General features: G+C 32.5%; 18 protein-coding genes. 10 read left to right on the top strand and 8 right to left on the bottom strand.

Annotated elements, in window-relative coordinates; genetic code table 11:
* Both F0000_RS24860 and F0000_RS24855 read left to right on the top strand, forming a co-directional pair.
* The coding region (locus tag F0000_RS24860) for an RHS repeat domain-containing protein (RefSeq protein WP_304505299.1) at positions 1 to 1,784 on the top strand (1,784 nt) is incomplete at its 5' end.
* A complete protein-coding gene (locus F0000_RS24855; RefSeq protein ID WP_149627424.1) occupies positions 1,747 to 2,277 on the top strand; it encodes a hypothetical protein in 531 nt (176 codons plus the stop codon). The genes F0000_RS24860 and F0000_RS24855, both read left to right, overlap by 38 nt.
* A 113-nt stretch (positions 2,278 to 2,390) precedes the next feature.
* On the opposite strand, the gene F0000_RS24850 is transcribed toward F0000_RS24855, so the two are convergent.
* The 3 genes from F0000_RS24850 to F0000_RS24840 all read right to left on the bottom strand — a co-directional run bounded on the left by F0000_RS24850 (position 2,391) and on the right by F0000_RS24840 (position 3,798).
* Entirely contained in the window at positions 2,391 to 2,708 is a 318-nt protein-coding gene (locus F0000_RS24850) for a helix-turn-helix domain-containing protein (protein ID WP_368668149.1), read from the bottom strand.
* 307 nt (positions 2,709 to 3,015) lie between these two features.
* Positions 3,016 to 3,315 carry a hypothetical protein gene (locus F0000_RS24845; protein WP_149627422.1) on the bottom strand — a complete coding sequence of 100 codons (300 nt, stop codon included), beginning with the start codon at positions 3,313 to 3,315 and terminating at the stop codon, positions 3,016 to 3,018.
* A gap of 84 nt (positions 3,316 to 3,399) precedes the next feature.
* Entirely contained in the window at positions 3,400 to 3,798 is a 399-nt protein-coding gene (locus tag F0000_RS24840) for a transposase (protein WP_188112270.1), read from the bottom strand.
* 296 nt (positions 3,799 to 4,094) lie between these two features.
* Between F0000_RS24840 and F0000_RS24835 the strand changes: the two genes are divergently transcribed.
* From F0000_RS24835 to F0000_RS28725, 4 genes are all read left to right on the top strand, one after another.
* Positions 4,095 to 5,276: a T9SS type A sorting domain-containing protein gene (locus tag F0000_RS24835; RefSeq protein WP_149627420.1), complete on the top strand. Its 1,182-nt coding sequence runs from the start codon at positions 4,095 to 4,097 to the stop codon at positions 5,274 to 5,276.
* A gap of 132 nt (positions 5,277 to 5,408) precedes the next feature.
* Positions 5,409 to 5,987, top strand: coding sequence for a carboxymuconolactone decarboxylase family protein (locus F0000_RS24830; RefSeq protein WP_149627419.1), 579 nt, complete (start codon positions 5,409 to 5,411; stop codon positions 5,985 to 5,987).
* An 86-nt stretch (positions 5,988 to 6,073) separates the two neighbouring features.
* Positions 6,074 to 6,250, top strand: a complete 177-nt coding sequence (locus F0000_RS27965) for a hypothetical protein (protein WP_188112269.1) — start codon at positions 6,074 to 6,076, stop codon at positions 6,248 to 6,250.
* A 360-nt stretch (positions 6,251 to 6,610) separates the two neighbouring features.
* Positions 6,611 to 6,703 carry a hypothetical protein gene (locus tag F0000_RS28725; protein WP_368668148.1) on the top strand — a complete coding sequence of 31 codons (93 nt, stop codon included), beginning with the start codon at positions 6,611 to 6,613 and terminating at the stop codon, positions 6,701 to 6,703.
* A gap of 139 nt (positions 6,704 to 6,842) precedes the next feature.
* Here the strand turns inward: F0000_RS28725 and F0000_RS24825 are convergent, their stop codons facing one another.
* The 4 genes from F0000_RS24825 to F0000_RS24810 all read right to left on the bottom strand — a co-directional run bounded on the left by F0000_RS24825 (position 6,843) and on the right by F0000_RS24810 (position 11,777).
* Positions 6,843 to 8,135, bottom strand: coding sequence for a glycosyltransferase family 39 protein (locus F0000_RS24825; RefSeq protein WP_149627418.1), 1,293 nt, complete (start codon positions 8,133 to 8,135; stop codon positions 6,843 to 6,845).
* Positions 8,136 to 8,170: 35 nt separating this feature from the next.
* The gene (locus F0000_RS24820; protein WP_149627417.1) at positions 8,171 to 9,730 is read right to left on the bottom strand and encodes an NAD(P)/FAD-dependent oxidoreductase; all 1,560 of its coding nucleotides are present in this window, start codon (positions 9,728 to 9,730) and stop codon (positions 8,171 to 8,173) included.
* The gene (locus tag F0000_RS24815; RefSeq protein WP_149627416.1) at positions 9,727 to 10,692 is read right to left on the bottom strand and encodes a phosphoribosylaminoimidazolesuccinocarboxamide synthase; all 966 of its coding nucleotides are present in this window, start codon (positions 10,690 to 10,692) and stop codon (positions 9,727 to 9,729) included. The genes F0000_RS24820 and F0000_RS24815 overlap by 4 nt, the downstream gene beginning before the upstream one ends.
* A 128-nt stretch (positions 10,693 to 10,820) precedes the next feature.
* Positions 10,821 to 11,777, bottom strand: a complete 957-nt coding sequence (locus F0000_RS24810; protein WP_149627415.1) for a PhoH family protein — start codon at positions 11,775 to 11,777, stop codon at positions 10,821 to 10,823.
* 310 nt (positions 11,778 to 12,087) lie between these two features.
* On the opposite strand from F0000_RS24810, the gene F0000_RS24805 reads away from it, so the two are divergent.
* From F0000_RS24805 to F0000_RS24790, 4 genes are all read left to right on the top strand, one after another.
* The gene (locus F0000_RS24805) at positions 12,088 to 12,918 is read left to right on the top strand and encodes an S-adenosyl-l-methionine hydroxide adenosyltransferase family protein (RefSeq protein ID WP_149627414.1); all 831 of its coding nucleotides are present in this window, start codon (positions 12,088 to 12,090) and stop codon (positions 12,916 to 12,918) included.
* 651 nt (positions 12,919 to 13,569) lie between these two features.
* Positions 13,570 to 13,863, top strand: a complete 294-nt coding sequence (locus F0000_RS24800; RefSeq protein ID WP_149627413.1) for a putative quinol monooxygenase — start codon at positions 13,570 to 13,572, stop codon at positions 13,861 to 13,863.
* 47 nt (positions 13,864 to 13,910) lie between these two features.
* A complete protein-coding gene (gene gldG / locus F0000_RS24795; protein WP_149627412.1) occupies positions 13,911 to 16,310 on the top strand; it encodes a gliding motility-associated ABC transporter substrate-binding protein GldG in 2,400 nt (799 codons plus the stop codon).
* Between the two features lie 349 nt (positions 16,311 to 16,659).
* Positions 16,660 to 17,229, top strand: a complete 570-nt coding sequence (locus F0000_RS24790) for a DUF1572 family protein (protein WP_149627411.1) — start codon at positions 16,660 to 16,662, stop codon at positions 17,227 to 17,229.
* 104 nt (positions 17,230 to 17,333) lie between these two features.
* Here the strand turns inward: F0000_RS24790 and F0000_RS24785 are convergent, their stop codons facing one another.
* Positions 17,334 to 18,305: a VPGUxxT family thioredoxin-like (seleno)protein, type 2 gene (locus tag F0000_RS24785; RefSeq protein ID WP_149627410.1), complete on the bottom strand. Its 972-nt coding sequence runs from the start codon at positions 18,303 to 18,305 to the stop codon at positions 17,334 to 17,336.
* Positions 18,306 to 18,595 lie beyond the last annotated feature (290 nt).

Below are 18,595 nucleotides of genomic sequence, written 5' to 3'. Positions count from 1 at the left end.
GTTATAATACCAGTGACCCTACTACTTACCCATATCAGGGAGCAGCAGAGCTATTGTATAATGGAAATATTAGTGAAACCCACTGGAAAACAGCTAATGATAATGGAACCACGAAACGTTCGTATCGCTATTATTATGATGCCTTAAACAGGATTAATAGAGCTCAATTTTCTTCGTTTTTTCACAGTTTATCAGGAGTTACCTATGATAAGAATGGTAATATTGAGAAACTTATAAGAACTACAGACTCATCTATCTCTGAAGATGCACGTATGGATAATCTGGATTATTCTTATGGGGTAGGTAATCAATTAACATCTGTAACAGATGCGTATGATAAAAATGTTGGCTTTATAGATGGAAATACCTCTGGGGATGATTATGAATATGATGCCAATGGTAATATGATTATTGATCGTAATAAAGGGATACAGGATATTAGCTATAATCATTTAAATTTACCGACAAGAGTACAGATCAATCACGTAAATACAATTAACTATGTATATGATGCTATAGGTAATAAATTAGAAAAGAGAGTAAGTCAGGGAAATGTTACCCAATATACAGGCAATCATATATATGAGACCATAGGGGGTATAGGTACAACCCTTAAATTTTTTCATCATCCAGAAGGCTATGCAGAACCAAAAAATGCTAATGATTTATCACAAGGGTATGAGTATGTATATCAATATAAAGATCATTTAGGCAACATCCGATTGTCCTACTCAGACCGCGACAATGACGGGAAAGTGGACGTTCTTAGAAATGATGTTGATGTTGACGGAGATGGTGACAATGCGATGGAGATCCGGGAGGAGAAGAACTATTATCCTTTTGGACTACAACATAAAGGATACAATCAAACCATTACTGGTAGAAAACATAACTATGGGTTTGGTGGAAAAGAAGAACAAGACGAACTTGGTTTAGAGTGGATAGATATTACTGCTAGAAATTACGATCCTGCGATTGGTAGATGGATGAACCTTGATCCACTGGCGGAAGCAATGCGTAGGCATTCTCCTTATAATTATGCGTTTGATAATCCTATTTACTTTATTGATCCTGATGGAATGAAACCCTTTGGATGCTGTCCTAATCCAGTTTCAGGAATAGGAGATGGTATTGCAAATTCCGTAGCTACAGCAGTAAACAATGCAACCGAAGCAGTAGGTAGTTTCTTTTCAAGTATTGGCACTGCATTAAGTGAATTTTCAAATAGTTTAGAAGGAAATGTTTCAAATGAAGGATCTAGAACAGATGACAGTAGCCCTAAATTAGGTGGTGCTAGTATGGTTGATGATAGCGGACAACGATCTGGTGATCAGCAAATGATACGAACAGGAGATGCTAGTACTGAAGAGTTTAATATTCAAGGAGCTAAGCAGATGGTAAGTACAGGTAAGTCTAAAAAATCAGGGTTTAAACGAAAAGCTGACGTTAAGAATATAAACAAGGCTGTTAAAGACATAAATTCAGGTTTAAAAACAGGAATGAAAGTTGGAGGTAAAGTTGAAGGATCGTTAAATTCTACAAATACAGCAGGTGAACCAAACACAAGTAATGGGAATATCGCAGCAACAGAAACTACGACTATGTCTGTAACTAATGTTGTAAGGGTAGATGTCAGTGTTAGAAATGGTAATACAACAGTAACTGCAGTAACGGCTACAAAAGATTCAACGGTAAGGGTACAGGACAGTTCAAGAGTAAGATTACAAAAACAACAAAATCTAAATAATGCAAAGCAAAAAGCACTCGAAAAGTTTAATAATTAAGCTATTAATTCCTTTAGTTATTTTTTTGTTTTCTTGTAATAAACAGAAAAATAATACTTTAGTTAAAAATAATAAAGATCAATCAAAAGTTGAGTATTCTTTTAAGTTTCCTGACACATTAATTATAGGGAAAAAGTATAAAGGAATAATAGAATATAAATCAAAAACTGATTCTATAGATACAGAAAGATATATTTATTATTTATATGGATTGTTTGATAAAATTCAAAATGTTGAAATTTTAAAAAACAAAAAGCTAGATACTTTTGTAGGGGTTACAAAAAATAAAATACTCATTTATAATATTTTATTTAAAAAAACAGGTACTTATTATATTGATGGGATTGTTCAAGATGAATATTTTATACCTTCTGAAAATAAGGGAGAAGTTATTCTTAGAAAAGATGAATCAAGAGTTACTCATAAAGTAATTGTTGTTGATTCTTTAAAAACAATAACTAAGAAAATACCTATTGTATCTGATAAAATATAATAATCCAGCTCTCCGAAGAGTGATGCTCTGCGAATGTCTCCTGACTTCGTAGCGGTAAGAGTAAGAAGATAAATATTGATAAACAGTCATCTAGATAATAGGTGGCTGTTTTTTTATGCGATAGATTTAAGTTTTACATTTTTGATAAGTGCATCGAGGGTGTATAGAATATACTTTCTATCTTCTTCTTTAAACTCTGTAATATCCTCGAAACGTTTTAACATCTCAGGATCTTTAAAGAGTTCTGCATTATCATTTTCACCAAGTAAGTATCCTACAGAAGTATTGAGAAGTTGTGCAAGCTTTTTGGCTGTCTCAACCGATGGCGTCATTTTATCAAGCTCATAACGAGAAACTACACTAACAGATGTATTAAGCTGATTAGCTAAATCAGTCTGCGAAAGCTTTAACTCTTTCCTTAAAATAGAAATACGTTTACTGCATATTCCTGTTAAAGTGAGCCACCCCTTCCGGTTTAAATTGAGCAGGGTAAATGAGTTGTTCTAAATCGATTCATTTGTTGTTTAAAATTAGTGTTTTTTTCTTAGTTTCGGAAGTGTAATTATAACCCTGAGACAGGGTTATAATTACACTTCCTTAGTTTTAGAATCTCTTAGGAAAATGCGCCATCTTTGCCAAATAAACTCTTGCCGCTCATAAATTATTCAAGAGCTTTCTTCTCTAGTTCTTGTTGTTCTGTATTTGTCATCTTATCTGAATAATGTGTAAATTAAAAATTTAGTATTCAGACAAGGTTATATTTACACTCTCAATATGTACCCAAGGTAGTATTTCTGAGGTTTTACTTTTATCTTTTATTACTACAGCATTATGACCTTCTAAGTGATCCTTAGTATCATTATAATTATTAGCTCCGTCTTTAGTGGCAGATGTCTTTGTATCGATAGTACTCTTGATCTGTTGTTGGGTAGTTTCTTTTGTAAGATCTTCTATAATTTTCATTTTAATAAAGCCTACTTTCTTTGAGGGTTTATGTTTGTATTTATCAGAAACTTCTAATGGTTTAGATTCCACCATTACCAATACTGATATTTATTTTTGACTTCCTTTACCCTGTTTAAGTTTTCCATTATTATCTGCTATTTCTTGAGCAATGCGCTGTCAGTCTTCTTTATCAGGAACAATTTCAAAAAAGCCCTCATCGATTTCTATTTGATCGGGGAGCTGATAATTGTCATCTCTTTTATCCATAGCATATCGGATTTTATGGAGTATAGCCCAGATAGGTTCATAATAAAGATGTCCTAGTTGTCGCTGAACTTCTAAGGCTGAAAAACTTTTTTTAGTACTGGTAAGTAACATAATAGAAAAATACCAATAGTAGTATGGTAATTGTGAGCCGTGCAATAAAGTACCACTGCGTAAAGTAGTCCTGAACTTACACTTTTTACATTGATATTGGTTTCGAGTAGAAATCCAATAATGTTCCATACCTGAACATCGTTTACAAATAACTCTTTGTTTGTCTCTTTCCGCTTTGAAATGAGTTTTACAACTCACTTCATCTGGAAATTTCCTGAAAAAATCTTGAATCTTTATTAGAATAAATCGCTCTAAAACAAGAAGATACAAAAATTATCGATCTTATGCAAGGAATCCGATAGTCATATAATTTTTTATCAATATATACGTTCGAAATAAGCAGATCTTTTTAAACTGTATGGCTAAACGTAAATAAAAAGGGATATTTCCCTTATAATTAATATAGTTTTAACGTGTAGCCTGTACTATCAAGTTCTGAGAATATATAAGATTTGTGTACCTTGCAGTGCCCAATCAAAACCCAAACCTATATAATGATTATTACCATCCCCAAAAAACATATAAGACTAAATATAAAAGTCTGTATGCTAATTTCTTTATTTTTTTATTGCTCGTTTACTATTCATGCCCAGCAAACTATTAAAAAAACCTTGATTCACGACGGTATAGAAAGAGAATATATCTTATATATTCCAGCTAATTACACAGGAAACACCTTAGTTCCCGTAGTTTTTAACTTTCATGGATACACTGCTAATGCAGCACAACAAATGAGATATGGAGACTTTAGACCTTTAGCAGAACAGCATGGTTTCTTAATCGTACACCCACAGGGAACGATAGATATTCATGGCAACACCCATTTTAATGTGGGTCGTGGCAGAAGTACAACAGATGATGTTGGTTTTACTGCTGCATTAATCGAGGAACTGTCTTCCAGTTATATGATTGATAGCAAAAGAATTTATAGTACAGGAATGTCTAACGGAGCGTTTATGAGCTATAGACTGGCATGTGAGTTAAATGACAAAATTGCAGCCATTGCTTCTGTTACAGGCTCCATGGTCAAAGAACAACAAAATAATTGTACCATATTACACCCCACTCCTATTCTAGAAATTCACGGAACGAGCGATCACGTTATACCCTATGATGGCAATAATGATTTTGAAGCAATTACAGATGTTTTAAACTTCTGGACAGTATCAAATAATGGCGATATCACAGCTGTTATCACTGCAATTGAAGACAGCAATACGACTGATGATACTACAGCCGAGCATCATGTGTATGCACATGGAGATAATGGTGTTACGGTAGAACATTTCAAAATCATTGGAGGCACCCATAAATGGCCCGGAAATCCATATCCTTCATCAGGCACTAACTATGATATAGATACTGCTACCGAGATTTGGAAGTTCTTTTCCAAATATGATATAGACGGTGCAACTCAGGTCTTATCTGTAGACAACGAATCAGTAGTTCGCAATGCAAAAATGAATATATATCCAAATCCTGCCACTTCTTATATTAAGGTTGGCGGTAATTCTATAGAGCAGCGACTTGCTTACAAAATCATTTCTTTACAAGGAATGCTAATCACTACTGGAAAAGTAACTCCCAGAAATGCTGAAATTAATATTTCATCACTTACCTCCGGTGTCTATTTTTTAATCATTGAAAACACTTCGTATAAAATTCTTAAAATCTAGAGTAAACCTATTTAGCCTGGTCGGAAATAGAGCAAAATCAAATTTATATCTTTTTTATTATTGAGATTTTCTTAACTATTATAGTGTACATCATGTATTACTTTTAAGATTCAACTCTAATACTATGTTTACATGAAAACTATTTCCAGCTTGCTTAATGATATAGAAATCACACCTGAATTACAAAATACATTTGATTCTATAAAAAAAGAGCTAAACGCTCCTTTTGTACCTAATTTTTTTAAAGTGTGGGGTAATGCTCCAACTGCGTTAAAAGGAATTTTTCCGGTGATGCAGTATATTCTGACCAGTGGAGAATTAGATCGCAAACTAAAAGAGATGATTATGATTGCAATTTCATCATCTCAAGAATGTAAGTATTGCGAAACTGCGCATCAGGCATTTTGTAGTATGGCAGGAGGCACACCCGAAGAGATAGAATCCTTAAAAAGTAGCAATACCCTATTAGAAAATAGTAGTCCCAAAGAGAAAGCTGCCATAGATTTTGCTGTACAAATATCAAAAGATCCTAAATCTTCAAATGAAGAAGATTTTAAAACATTACAGCAGCTTGGCTATACAATATCACAAATTATGGAAATAATAGCCATGTCTGGTATGGGAGTATTTTATAATCACCTGGCAGATGCTACAAAAATAAACTTGGATCGGGAATTATTGGCCACCACGCCTAATAGAAATAAAATTTAAAATATTGACTATCAATTTTTTACAATTAAATCTATTTGTATTAATAAATTATTTAAATTTACTAATAACTCTTAAAAACTTTAAATATGTTAAAACAAATTTTACAATTAGATGGTATTCATAAATTAAATAAGAAACAGCAACTATCTATTCAGGGAGGTCTGGAAGAATGTATTCATCCTGGTACTAACCAATGTCGATCCTATGGTTTTCATTGTGCCGAATTAGAATGTCGAATTCTTGATAACTTAAATAGGTATTAAATTGAGAATAAAACTATAAAAGTTGTATCAATGAGCATACGTGATACAACTTTTATTTTTTTGATAATTAGAAAGGATACATTAGGATAAAACTTGTACTATTATGGACATAATAGATTATCATTTTTGACGAACAGATAAAGGTTTTTAATACCAATATCAAAAAAACTTTGTAACTAATCAGTTTTCATTTTTTATGATTTCATGCCTAATTGTCATGCTACCCATGCCATAAAGTCATGCTTTTTATTTTTTGTTTGCTTATAGTTTTACTTACTTAGCTTTATAGATATTCCTTTATTAGAAAGACTTAAATCGTTAGAGTTTCGTTTAGAAATATTAGAAAAGTAAAATACTGAATTGAAAGAACGTCTCTCAAAATACGAAACTCATAAAAACAGTCGTAATAGTTCTATGCCGCCCTCTAAAGATGAGCAGATGCTACAAAAATAAACTTGGATCGGGAATTATTGGTAGGTGTAAATGAGAACTTGTAACAATCAGGTAGATCAAAAACAGGAAATGCTTGATTATAACAGTATTTTTGGTTTCAAAACTTTCTAAGATATAATATACTATAATTCTTTTTTATCTATTTATTGGAAAATATGCTGTTACTAATACACAAAATAATGCGTCCTCTTTCTCTATTAATTTTTACAAATTTTTCAAAAGTATAGCAAATCCACATCAACAATATTGGTATAATCGGATATAAAAACCGCACTAATGCAGAGAGCACGCTAATACCTCCCAAATAAATAATTATAAATAAAATAAGAAATAAAATATTGTTAGAGAACATTCTAAAATTCAAAATAGAAATTAATAAGGCACTTATTAATATCATAATTAAAGTAACGTTAGGTAAAAGGTAAAACAATTGATTATTAGACTGTACTCTATAAGAATACGGGATTTCTATAAAAATCCTGCTTATATTGGAGACCCAGTTTTTAATAAATTTTTGTTTATGATTTATAATGTTTTCTACAGCCTTCTGTTTTAAAGCCGTATCTTTTTCTACAGGTGTTAAATTTTTAATGGACAATAAAAAACTTTCATGGTTTTTATAAATTTCCGGAAACTCCTCTTCTAGTGTTTCAAAATAATGCCAATCCCCTAACTCACCTTCAAATGGACTACTCATCCAATATAAATTCATACCTCCGGAATTACCCCAGTAAAAAAACTTATCCGTTAGTGAATATGTATATAATAAATATGGACTGCAAATTACAAGACTACATACCAAAATTTTTATAAACGAAATAACCTCCTTTTTAGCTTTAGAAAAAAAGTACCAAATCAAAAAACAGACTAGTAATGTAAGAATTACGTAACCAAATATAACCTTTGTCAGAGCCAGATACGCTAATGAAAAACAACACAAAATAAATTGTTGGGTCTTTCCTTCTTTATAATAATTGAAAAAAAAGTAAATAAATGCAGTACAACACATAAAAGACAAAGCTTCTGTATAGAGCGCTGGTAATGCCATCTGTAATAAAGGGTAATAAAACCCCAGTGTTATAGTAACCCACAATGCTTTTTTTCTAATGAGAAAGTGCTTAAGTGAACGAAAAAAGAAAATCAATCCTGCATATAAAAAAAATGCATTCATTAACTTGGGATAAATCAATGGCGTATCATAATATCGAAAAGGCATCAAAATAATAGGATAGCCTGGGCCATTCCACAAGTAAGAATACTCACCAAACTCACTCCCGGCATAGTATCCTTGCAATAATTTATAAGCATATGACCAATACCTTCCTTCGTCTCCCAATAGGACATTTTGCTGTTTAAAAAAAATGATAAGCACATAAAAAAACAGAAACGGTAGTAATATAATATAGTCTTTATATTTAAGGTGCTTTTTCATATTTATGTAATTCTAAACATTTCATCATATACTAATTACTCCGAAGCCTCTTCATGGTATTCTTGTTCAGTATTTATATCCCAAATATTTTCTTTATCTATCTGTCCATTTTTTATATTTTGAACAGCCGTTATAGCTGTTAGCATAGAGTGATCTTGATTATTATATTTATGCATTCCATTCCTTCCGATTAAAAACAAATTAGGAAATGTACTTACATAGTTTTTTATTTGATCAAAATCCTTATACGAACCAAAATAAGAAGGATAGGTCTTTGGCATTCTAATAATGGTATGATCTATAACATCTTCTGATTTTATAACATCTATAGAAACTAATTCTTCTATTGCAAATTGTATGAAATCCCGATCAGACATACTCCATAAGTTATCTCCCTCATTGCAAAAATACTCTAAACCCAACCATACTTTACTGGAATCACTTACGAGATAAGGACTCCAATTATTAAAAATCTGTAATCTCCCTAAGCTGACAGATCTTTCTTGAATATAAATCCAATTATCTTTAATGAGAATACCTTCCTCTTCCAGATTTATACGATCCAACAACAAACCTACAGTAATAAAATCTCTATATACCAATGTTTTAGCAACTTCTTTAACAATCTTTGGAACTATATCCCCCATACCTCTAATCAAATATCGAATAGGCATTGTAGAAATTACATAATCCGCAGAAAACTTTATATTTTCCCCATTATTGTTTTTAGAAATTACAGTAGTAATCATATTTTTTTGAGAAACAATGGTTGTTACTTTAGTATTAAAATGAATCTCTCCTCCCAAATCAACTATTTTTTCTGCTACTTTTGTCCAGAGTTGACCTGGGCCGTATTTAGGGTACAAAAATCGTTCTATCAGAGAAGTTTCAGTATTTTTTTGTTCTATTTGATCGTCTGTATTCCTTAAATTAGATACTGCATGCTTTAAAGCTTTTATTATATTTAATCCCTTAATACGTTGCTTTCCCCATTCAGAAGGGATCTGGTCACAAGGCACTCCCCATACCTTTTCTGTATAATCTTTAAAAAAGATTTTATACAGTTTTTTACCAAACCTATTAATGAAAAAATCTTCAAGTGTTTTTTCTGGAGTATTAGGAAATATATGATTCCATACATAACTAATTCCTATTACAAAAATTTTTGAAAAACCAAATTTCTTTATGGTCCCCAAATTAATTTTTAATGGGTAATCAAATAATTTTCTCATGAAAAAAATATGAGAAACACGGTTTCTAATCAAAAAAACATCTTTGGAATCGTCAACTTCATTTTTAAAGGAGTATGTTTTACTTTTATTCTGGTATCCTAATTGAGTGGCTCCAGAAGTAGATTCAACGGGCATAATATCTTGCCACCAGTCCATCACCACATCAGATTTAGAAAAAAAACGATGCCCTCCGATATCAATATAATTCCCCTTGTAATTAACTGTTTTAGAGATCCCGCCAATATCCTCACTCATCTCCAATATAACAGGATGTATATCGGTATGTTTTAAAAATTCATACGCTGCTGTTAGTCCTGCAGGTCCACAACCGATAATAATAGCTACTTTTTTATTAGGTTTCAAATTATCTTATCATTTTTTTGTGATAAATACGCCAACACATTTTTCTCTATCCTATCCTGTATTGATGATACATCAGCTTTTACAAAAGTAGTCCCCGTTATATTCTCATATAATTCAATATACCGATCCGATACCGATTGTATATATTCGTCTGTCATCTCTGGTATCTGCTGACCCTCTTTTCCCTGGAAACCATTAGTAATTAACCATTGGCGTACAAATTCTTTTGATAGTTGTTTCTGAGTTTTTCCTTGTTCTTGTCTTTCATCATAGCCTTCTGTATAAAAATATCTAGAAGAATCAGGGGTATGAATCTCATCAATCAAAACGATTTTTCCATCTTTGGTCTTTCCGAATTCATATTTGGTATCTACCAATATTAATCCTTGCGCCGCGGCAATCTCAGTCCCTCTTTGGAATAGTTTTCTGGTATAATCCTCTAATACACTATAATCCTCTTGAGAAACAATCCCTTTTGATAAAATTTCTTCTCTGGATATATCCTCATCGTGTGCTCCATTATCTGCTTTTGTAGAAGGCGTAATAATTGGTTCAGGAAACTTATCATTTTCCTTCATCCCTTCTGGCATTGCCACCCCGCACAATATTCTTTTACCTATGGCATATTCTCTGGCAGCATGACCTGATAAATATCCCCTGATTACCATCTCTACTTTAAAAGGACCACATAAGTGTCCTACCGCTACATTAGGATCCGGAGTTGCCAGTAACCAATTAGGCACAAGATCTTCTGTAGCTTTCATCATTTGCGTAGCAATCTGATTAAGGATTTGCCCTTTAAACGGAATTCCTTTGGGCATCACCACATCAAAGGCCGAAAGTCGATCGGTAGCAATCATGACCAATAGCTCATCATTAATTGTATATACCTCTCTTACTTTTCCTTTATATACCGATTTCTGACCCGGAAAACTATAATTTGTATCTGTAATGGTGTTCATTGTGTAATCTATGAGTGATAAACATAAGTATCTGTGTATCTATAAAATGAGAACGCCGGGATCTAACGAATACTACTATCGAGGAGTAACTAATGGCATATTCACTTTAGCAATACTACCAACTATACTTATCCATTTCTATTTTCTATTTCTTTATAAGCAGCAATTACTTTTTTGACTAATTTATGACGTATTACGTCTTTATCATCAAGGAAGATCATTCCGATTCCTGATACATTCTTCAGGACAAGTAACGCTTCCTTAAGTCCAGAGGTCACTCTGCGTGGGAGATCTATTTGCCCGGGATCTCCCGTAATAATGAACTTAGCATTTTTACCCATCCGTGTCAGAAACATTTTCATCTGCGCATGTGTAGTATTCTGTGCCTCATCCAAAATTACATAGGCATTGTCTAATGTTCTCCCTCTCATAAAAGCCATCGGTGCAATCTGTATAACTCCTTTTTCTATAAAACTATCCAGTTTCTCCGGGGGAATCATATCACGCAAAGCATCATACAATGGCTGCATATAAGGATCTAATTTTTCTTTAAGATCACCTGGCAAAAATCCTAGATTCTCTCCAGCTTCTACCGCAGGACGTGTTAGAATTATGCGCTTCACCTGTTTTTCTTTAAGTGCTTTTACAGCGAGTGCTACGCCAGTATATGTTTTACCCGTTCCTGCCGGACCAATAGCAAAAACCATATCATTTTTATGGGTAGTTTCTACCAATCTCCGCTGATTAGCCGTCTGCGCTTTGATCAGCTTACCTCCTACTCCATGAACCAGAATTTCACCACTAACCTCCGAGGTTTCATAATCAGCCTTACTATCACTGGTAAGAATACGCTCAATTACATTTTCGTCTAATTTATTATACTTCCCAAAATGTTCTAATAACATATTCAATCGAGTATCAAACTCCTCCAGCATATCTTCATCCCCATACACCTTCATCTTACTACCTCTGGCAACAATCTTTAACTTAGGAAAGTATTTTTTTAATAATTGAATATTGCTATTCTGAAGTCCGAAAAACTCTCTCGGATTAATTTCTGTCAGTTCAATAATAAGTTCGTTCAAAAGCTATAGAAATTTTAGTATGAATTGTTTGTTGGATTGACTAAGTTTGCTCAAGTTATTTTGAAGTTTTTGTTGGGGAACTAAAAATGAAAAATGCGATATCAATAGAAACTTCTTAAAGATCATAAATACTAGTAGAGGTCTGTAAATTGGTTCATTAAACTATTTTCATTAAGAATCTTGGAACTCAAAAAAACTTTGAATAACTTCTAAGCAAATTTACATATTTTTAAATGCTAATAAGTAAAAGATATTAACAATTCTAAGCAAACTGTTATATTTTTTTAAATTAATAAACCAATTAACTTTCATGTCAATAATTACTTTAACTACAGATTTCGGAATCAAAGATCACTTTGTATCTGCTGTTAAAGGAGCTATTTATACAGAATTACCGCAGGCAACCATTGTAGATGTCTCTCATGAGATTTCTCCATTTCACATCACAGAAGCTGCATATATCATCCAGAATGCCTATAAAAACTTTCCAAAAGGAAGTATTCATATTGTAGGGATTGACAGTGAGCTAAACCCTGAGAACATGCATATCGCGGTCAAATTAGATGATCATTACTTTATCTGTGCTAATAATGGTTTGATTTCCTTAATTGCATCAGAATTTAGACCAGAAAAAATTGTAAAAATCAATATTCGCAATAAGATTAGCACTAATTTCCCGGTACTAGATGTCTTTGTTACCGTAGCCTGCCACATTGCACGTGGCGGAACTTTAGAGGTCATTGGCAAGGTAATTACAGAGATCAAACTGATCAAAGGTATTACGCCTATCGTAAATCTGGGAGGTAAACAAATCGTAGGCAGTATCATTTATATTGATAACTATGGTAATCTAATCACAAACATTACCAGAAAATTCTTTGAAGAGATAGGAAAAGGTCGTATTTTCAAAATTACTGCCAGAAGTGCTATATTCAGTACTATTTATGAACGTTATAGTGATGCCATAAATTTTGATATCGAAAAAAGCAAACGAGAAGAAGATGGTAAAAAATTAGCGATTTTTAATTCCTCAGGATACCTGGAATTGGCAATCTATAAAAGTAATCCTAAAACGGTTGGTGGTGCTTCTAGCCTATTTGGTTTGCACTACCGCGATACTGTGAGTATTAGTTTTGAGTGATTAACTGAGTCTAAGAACTAATAAAAGCAGCAATAAACTTTCATGTTTCATGATTTGGGCGTTCGGGCGGGCTATCCGCTATATCTTTTTTATCAAACCTTATAGATAAACTTATAAAAAATAGAATAAAAAAGGATGCCACTACTATCCCTAACGCAAAATTAAAAAAATGAAACATCAATACATTTAATGTATCTAATACCGCTTCTTAGAGTATGTTTAAAAAGAATACAAATTGAAAATCAATAGTTTGAGGTTCTGAGGACACTTCAAATGATGAGAATATCGAGATATTTTAATTATTTGAAGTAGACTCACGGTTCTTAAAATAGTTGTTTTCAGGAAGTAAGGTTTTTAAACATACTCTTAGATAAAATCACCGGAAACTGAATCAAATTATTTTTTTTTAATTCAGACAAAAAAGAAAATATAAGATATTACCACTTCTTTATATGTTCAAGTATCAACAAAAAAGAAAACTTGAATAGGTGATTTTAAATCAGAAATGACATTACCTGCCATTGATACCAGCCTCTGTAAAGCCATATCCTATATTAGCATGCTAAAGTTTTCATTTTTAAACGCTGACTTCTACCATCAAAACTTTGTAGTTTTGTAACTTTAAACTTTTTAAAATTCCAACTAAAAATAATGATCATAAGAATTGTAAAAATGGGATTCATCCCGGAGCAAATTGATGCTTTTTTAGAAAATTTTGAACAAAACAAACACAAGATCAGAAATTTTGAAGGTTGTACACATCTACAATTGATTAGAGATACACATCAAACAAATCAATTTTTCACCTACAGTCACTGGGAATCCGAAAAACATCTCAATAACTATAGAAACTCTTCGTTATTCAAAGGAGTTTGGAAAAACACTAAAGATAAATTTAATCAAAAACCAGAAGCCTGGAGCACAGAAAAAATTGCAAATTTATAATTGTGCTACTTTTGATGCCTTAATACCTAAAAATTTTAAAAGAATATATGTTAGCAATCATACGAAAAGAAATTAATACCTTTTTCGCCTCAGCAGTAGGATATCTGGTAATTAGTATATTTTTGATACTTAATGGATTATTTCTTTGGGTGTTCAAAGGCCAGTTTAATATTCCGGATAGTGGTTTTGCTGATCTTTCTCCTTTCTTTTTAATTGCCCCCTGGATTTTACTATTCCTGATTCCTGCCGTTACTATGCGGAGTATTTCAGAAGAGAAAAAACAAGGTACTCTAGAGTTATTATTGACTAAACCCATAACACATTGGCAATTAGTCATAGGCAAATATCTGGGAAGTTTCTTCCTGATCTTAATCGCTTTAGTCCCAAGTATACTATATATCATATCATTATATCAATTAGGTAAACCTGTTGGTAATTTGGACGTAGGTAGTACACTAGGCTCTTATATTGCATTAGTATTACTATGTGCTTCTTACACAGCTATCGGAACATTTTCTTCTTCGGTTACCAATAATCAGATTGTTGCTTTTTTAATGTCATTATTTATTTGCTTTCTTTTCTATTTTGGATTTAGCGGGCTGGCAAACTATCAACTCTTTGGTGCTATGGATTATACAATAGAACAAATTGGGATGCAATTACATTATGAACGCATCAGTCAAGGAATAATAGATACCAGAGATATCATTTATTTTTTTAGTCTTATTGGGCTTTTCACTTTTTTCGCAATCCTTAAGCTCAGAAACAATGTTATAAAAATCACTGCTAAGTATGCGACTATTGCAGTCATAATTTCTATAGTCCTTACAATTATTGCAAATCAAGTATACCATCGCTTTGATCTCACACAGGATAACCGTTTTACACTATCAGAAGCTACGGCAAGCTTAATAGATCAAGCAAATGCACCCATTACCATTGATGTATTGCTAAAAGGAGATTTTCCATCAGAATTCAGAAAGTTACAAGGAGAAACCAAACAATTATTAGAAGAATTTAATTCGATTAATTCTAACATTCAATTTGCTTTCACAAATCCTATTGAAGAAGAGGAATTCAGAAAAGAAACGCTGGAAGAGCTGCAACGACTCGGACTTACTCCTATGGAAGTTAGCGTACAGGAAAGTGGGAAAACAGAAATAGAAACCGTTGTTCCCTGGGCAATTATGAATTATCAAAATCGCAGTGTAAAAGTTTCTTTAGTAAAAAACACCATTGGCGCCACTACAGAGGAACGGGTTAATAACTCTATCCAGCAATTAGAATATATTTTTGCAGACGCTCTAAAAAAACTAATTCACCCAAAAAAAAGTAAAATAGCAGTACTCAAAGGTAATGGGCAGTTACCAGATATCAGGATTGCGGATTTTATAAAAACACTACAAGAGTATTATTTTGTGGGAGCATTTACACTCGATTCTGTAGCTTCTAATCCTGAGAAGACACTAAAGGAGTTACAAAAATTTGATATGATTATCAATGCAAAACCTACACAACCGTACTCCGAAAAAGAAAAATATGTGGTTGACCAATTTATTATGGGTGGTGGTAAATCTTTATGGCTGCTAGAATCTGTCGCTATGGAACTTGACAGTTTATTTACTCCACAATCTCAGGGATCTACTTTGGCATTTGCGCAAGATTTAAGATTAGGTGATGCCCTATTCTCATATGGAGTACGTATCAATCCTGTATTAATCAATGACCTATACTCTGCCCCACTAATGCTCGCATCCGGACAAGGCAACGATACACAGTTCACTCCTTATCCATGGTTTTATGCGTCATTGACAAAAAGTAACAGTGACCATCCCATCGTCAAAAATATTGAATCCGTAAAATTTGAATTTTCTAATCAAATAGATACTTTAAAAAATAATACTAAGAAGACTATATTATTAACAAGTTCTGATAAATCCAAAATAGAAGGAATACCTAAAGAAATTAGTCTGAAAAATAGTATTGGGCAGAAACCAGACATGACAACATATACTCAGGGGAATCAAAATCTGGCTGTCTTACTAGAGGGAACTTTTAAATCTGCTTATGAAGGTCGTATAAAACCCTTCAAAATGAATACAACTGTAGATACTAGTAAAGAGACCAAAATGATCGTCATTGCTGATGGCGATGTTATTAAAAATGGGGTTAGAAAAAATAGTCCCATAACACTCGGATTTGATCCATATTTAAACATACAATATGGCAATAAAGAATTTTTACTTAATGCAGTAAACTATCTACTGGATGACTCTGGAATTGTAGCTGTACGAGGAAAAGAAATTAACATTCCTTTTCTGGATATTGAAAAAGTAGTAGCTACCAGAACCATATGGCAAATAATTAATATTGTGATGCCACTACTAATTCTTGGAGTCTTTGGTTTTTTATTTTCACTTATCAGAAAGAGAAAATATAGTAAGTAAACCTGTTGTGCATTTAGGCATTTTTGGGATAAGATTGGTCAGTTCACGTACTTCGACTTTAGGAGAAGTGTATCGAGAATAGGATGTAAAAATATATTCTACCTTAATGGCTTTGTTCCAAGAACATAGGTGCCAGGTAAAAACTGGAATTCTATTGATGGAGATTATTGGAGTAATAATTGCTAAAACAAAAAGAAAATAACCAGTGCCTTAATATTATCTATAGTAGACATTTTCAAAAAAAATCATACCTTTAATATCAATTCTGTTTTAAAAACACTCAAATAAAAGCAACAAATTTGAATAGGTAATTTTAGATTAGAATCGTATAACCCTACAATTATTCTTTATGAATCCAGTTGAATATATAGAAGGTATCAAAAAGCAATTTTTATATTATAAATTACTTGGAGAAAAAACGATAGATCAACTCCCTGATCAAAAATTGTTCTGGCAGTATAATGATACGAGTAATAGTATTGCCATAATTACAAAACATCTTTGGGGAAATATGAAATCCCGATGGACAGATTTTCTTACAACAGACGGTGAAAAAGAATGGCGGGAGCGTGATACAGAATTTGAGAATGATATCAAAACAAAAGAAGAATTACTGCGTATCTGGAACGAAGGCTGGAAATCTTTATTTGACGCGCTTGATAGCATATACGAACATAATTTTGACCAAACTGTTTATATAAGAAATATCGAGCATAGTATTACCGAAGCTATTAACAGACAATTGGCACATTATTCGTACCACATAGGTCAGATCGTTTTTATAGGAAAAATGATCTGCGATATCAATTGGCAATCACTATCTATCCCAAAAGGTGATTCTAACGCTTACAATAAAAAGCGTTTTGCAACACCGAAACATAAAGCTCATTACACTGATAAATTAATCAAAGATGAGTAGTATCAATTTAATCTTACTGTTTTTTTGAACCTGTAAGATCTTGATTCTTGATGATATGGCGATCATCTGGTTTTCAATTAATAGCAGCTATTTTTTGACGATCTTTACAAAGAATTTTCTCTATTTTCCATTATTGCCCAGGCTTTACTAAATTCAGTAGTAAATAAAATTTCGCTATAAGAAGTAACACTCTTTAGCCACTTTTTTTGCTTAGGACTTAATAAGTGTTCGGTCGACTTTCCTCCTCCTAAAGCACTATTAATTTTAGTTTTCTGAAGTGTTGTCAGTGGGAGATACTTATACTTAGAATGTTGTAAATAGTAATGAATATCTTTGGGAGAAGAACGAAATGATTTTTCATTACTTACAGGAGTCATGTTATTAAACCTGGCATAGGTATCCATTTCCTTTTTTGTAATTTCTTTAGCATCAAAAGTTACCTCTACCACTTCACTATAATTAATAAAACCTGATTCTGTATGGAGTACAGAAGGTAATTGCCCTAATTGTTTTTCTCCCGTCCAGAAACAATACATCTTATAATAAGCTTTTTCTGTATCTACAGTTGTCAATTCCTGTTCTAATAGATTCATATACTCAGGAATTTTTTTTCCTTTCTTGAGTAATGCCTGTTTCATTCCAGTAAACAATCCTAATGCAGAATAGTCACTACTGATACGATTTATGACATTATCACCTTGCTCGTCAATAATACGTACTACAGGATTATTCCAACTCGGTTCTTTATATTTACTAAGAACCTGAGCATCTTTCCCACCTTTATTGTTGAAAATAGCTAAAGGAACAAATGAGTTTTCTATGATCTCTACCATAAAAGGATGGCTCAATACCTGATGTCCATAATTTCTACACGTACTGCAACCAGGTACTTCCTGAAATAATAGCAATACATCTTTATGCTCTTTTTTGGCAAGCTTTATGGCAATCTCATAATCCCGCAACCAAGTTACTTTTCCCAACTCTTCACTCTGGAGATTAGGATTTGTTACTTTTTGTGCCAAAAGGAAACTACTAACAAAGAATAAAACTGCCGTAAATCTGAGATTATAATTCATACTATTTTAGAATATTTGATACAGTAATAGTCCATATTTTGTTCATAAACTAACAGTATGTAAAGTGAACCGGTCTAACTTTATTAGAAAATTATACGCTTATACAAATTTTGCTTTTGTAATATATCAAGTAGTACATAAGAAAAGATATACTTTTAATTCTATGTTGAACTAAACCTTCGGTAACTTTTTTCTGCTGGATTTCGTAATTTAATAGAAATAATTAAAATCTATAACTTATGTATCAAAAAAAAGAGTTGAGTCTTGCTGTGAAAAAGCAAAAAGAACTG

Source organism: Aquimarina sp. RZ0, assembly GCF_008370685.1.
GTDB lineage: Bacteria > Bacteroidota > Bacteroidia > Flavobacteriales > Flavobacteriaceae > Aquimarina.
Note: the sequence above shows the minus strand (reverse complement) of the source record. Positions and strands in the feature narration are given on the sequence as shown.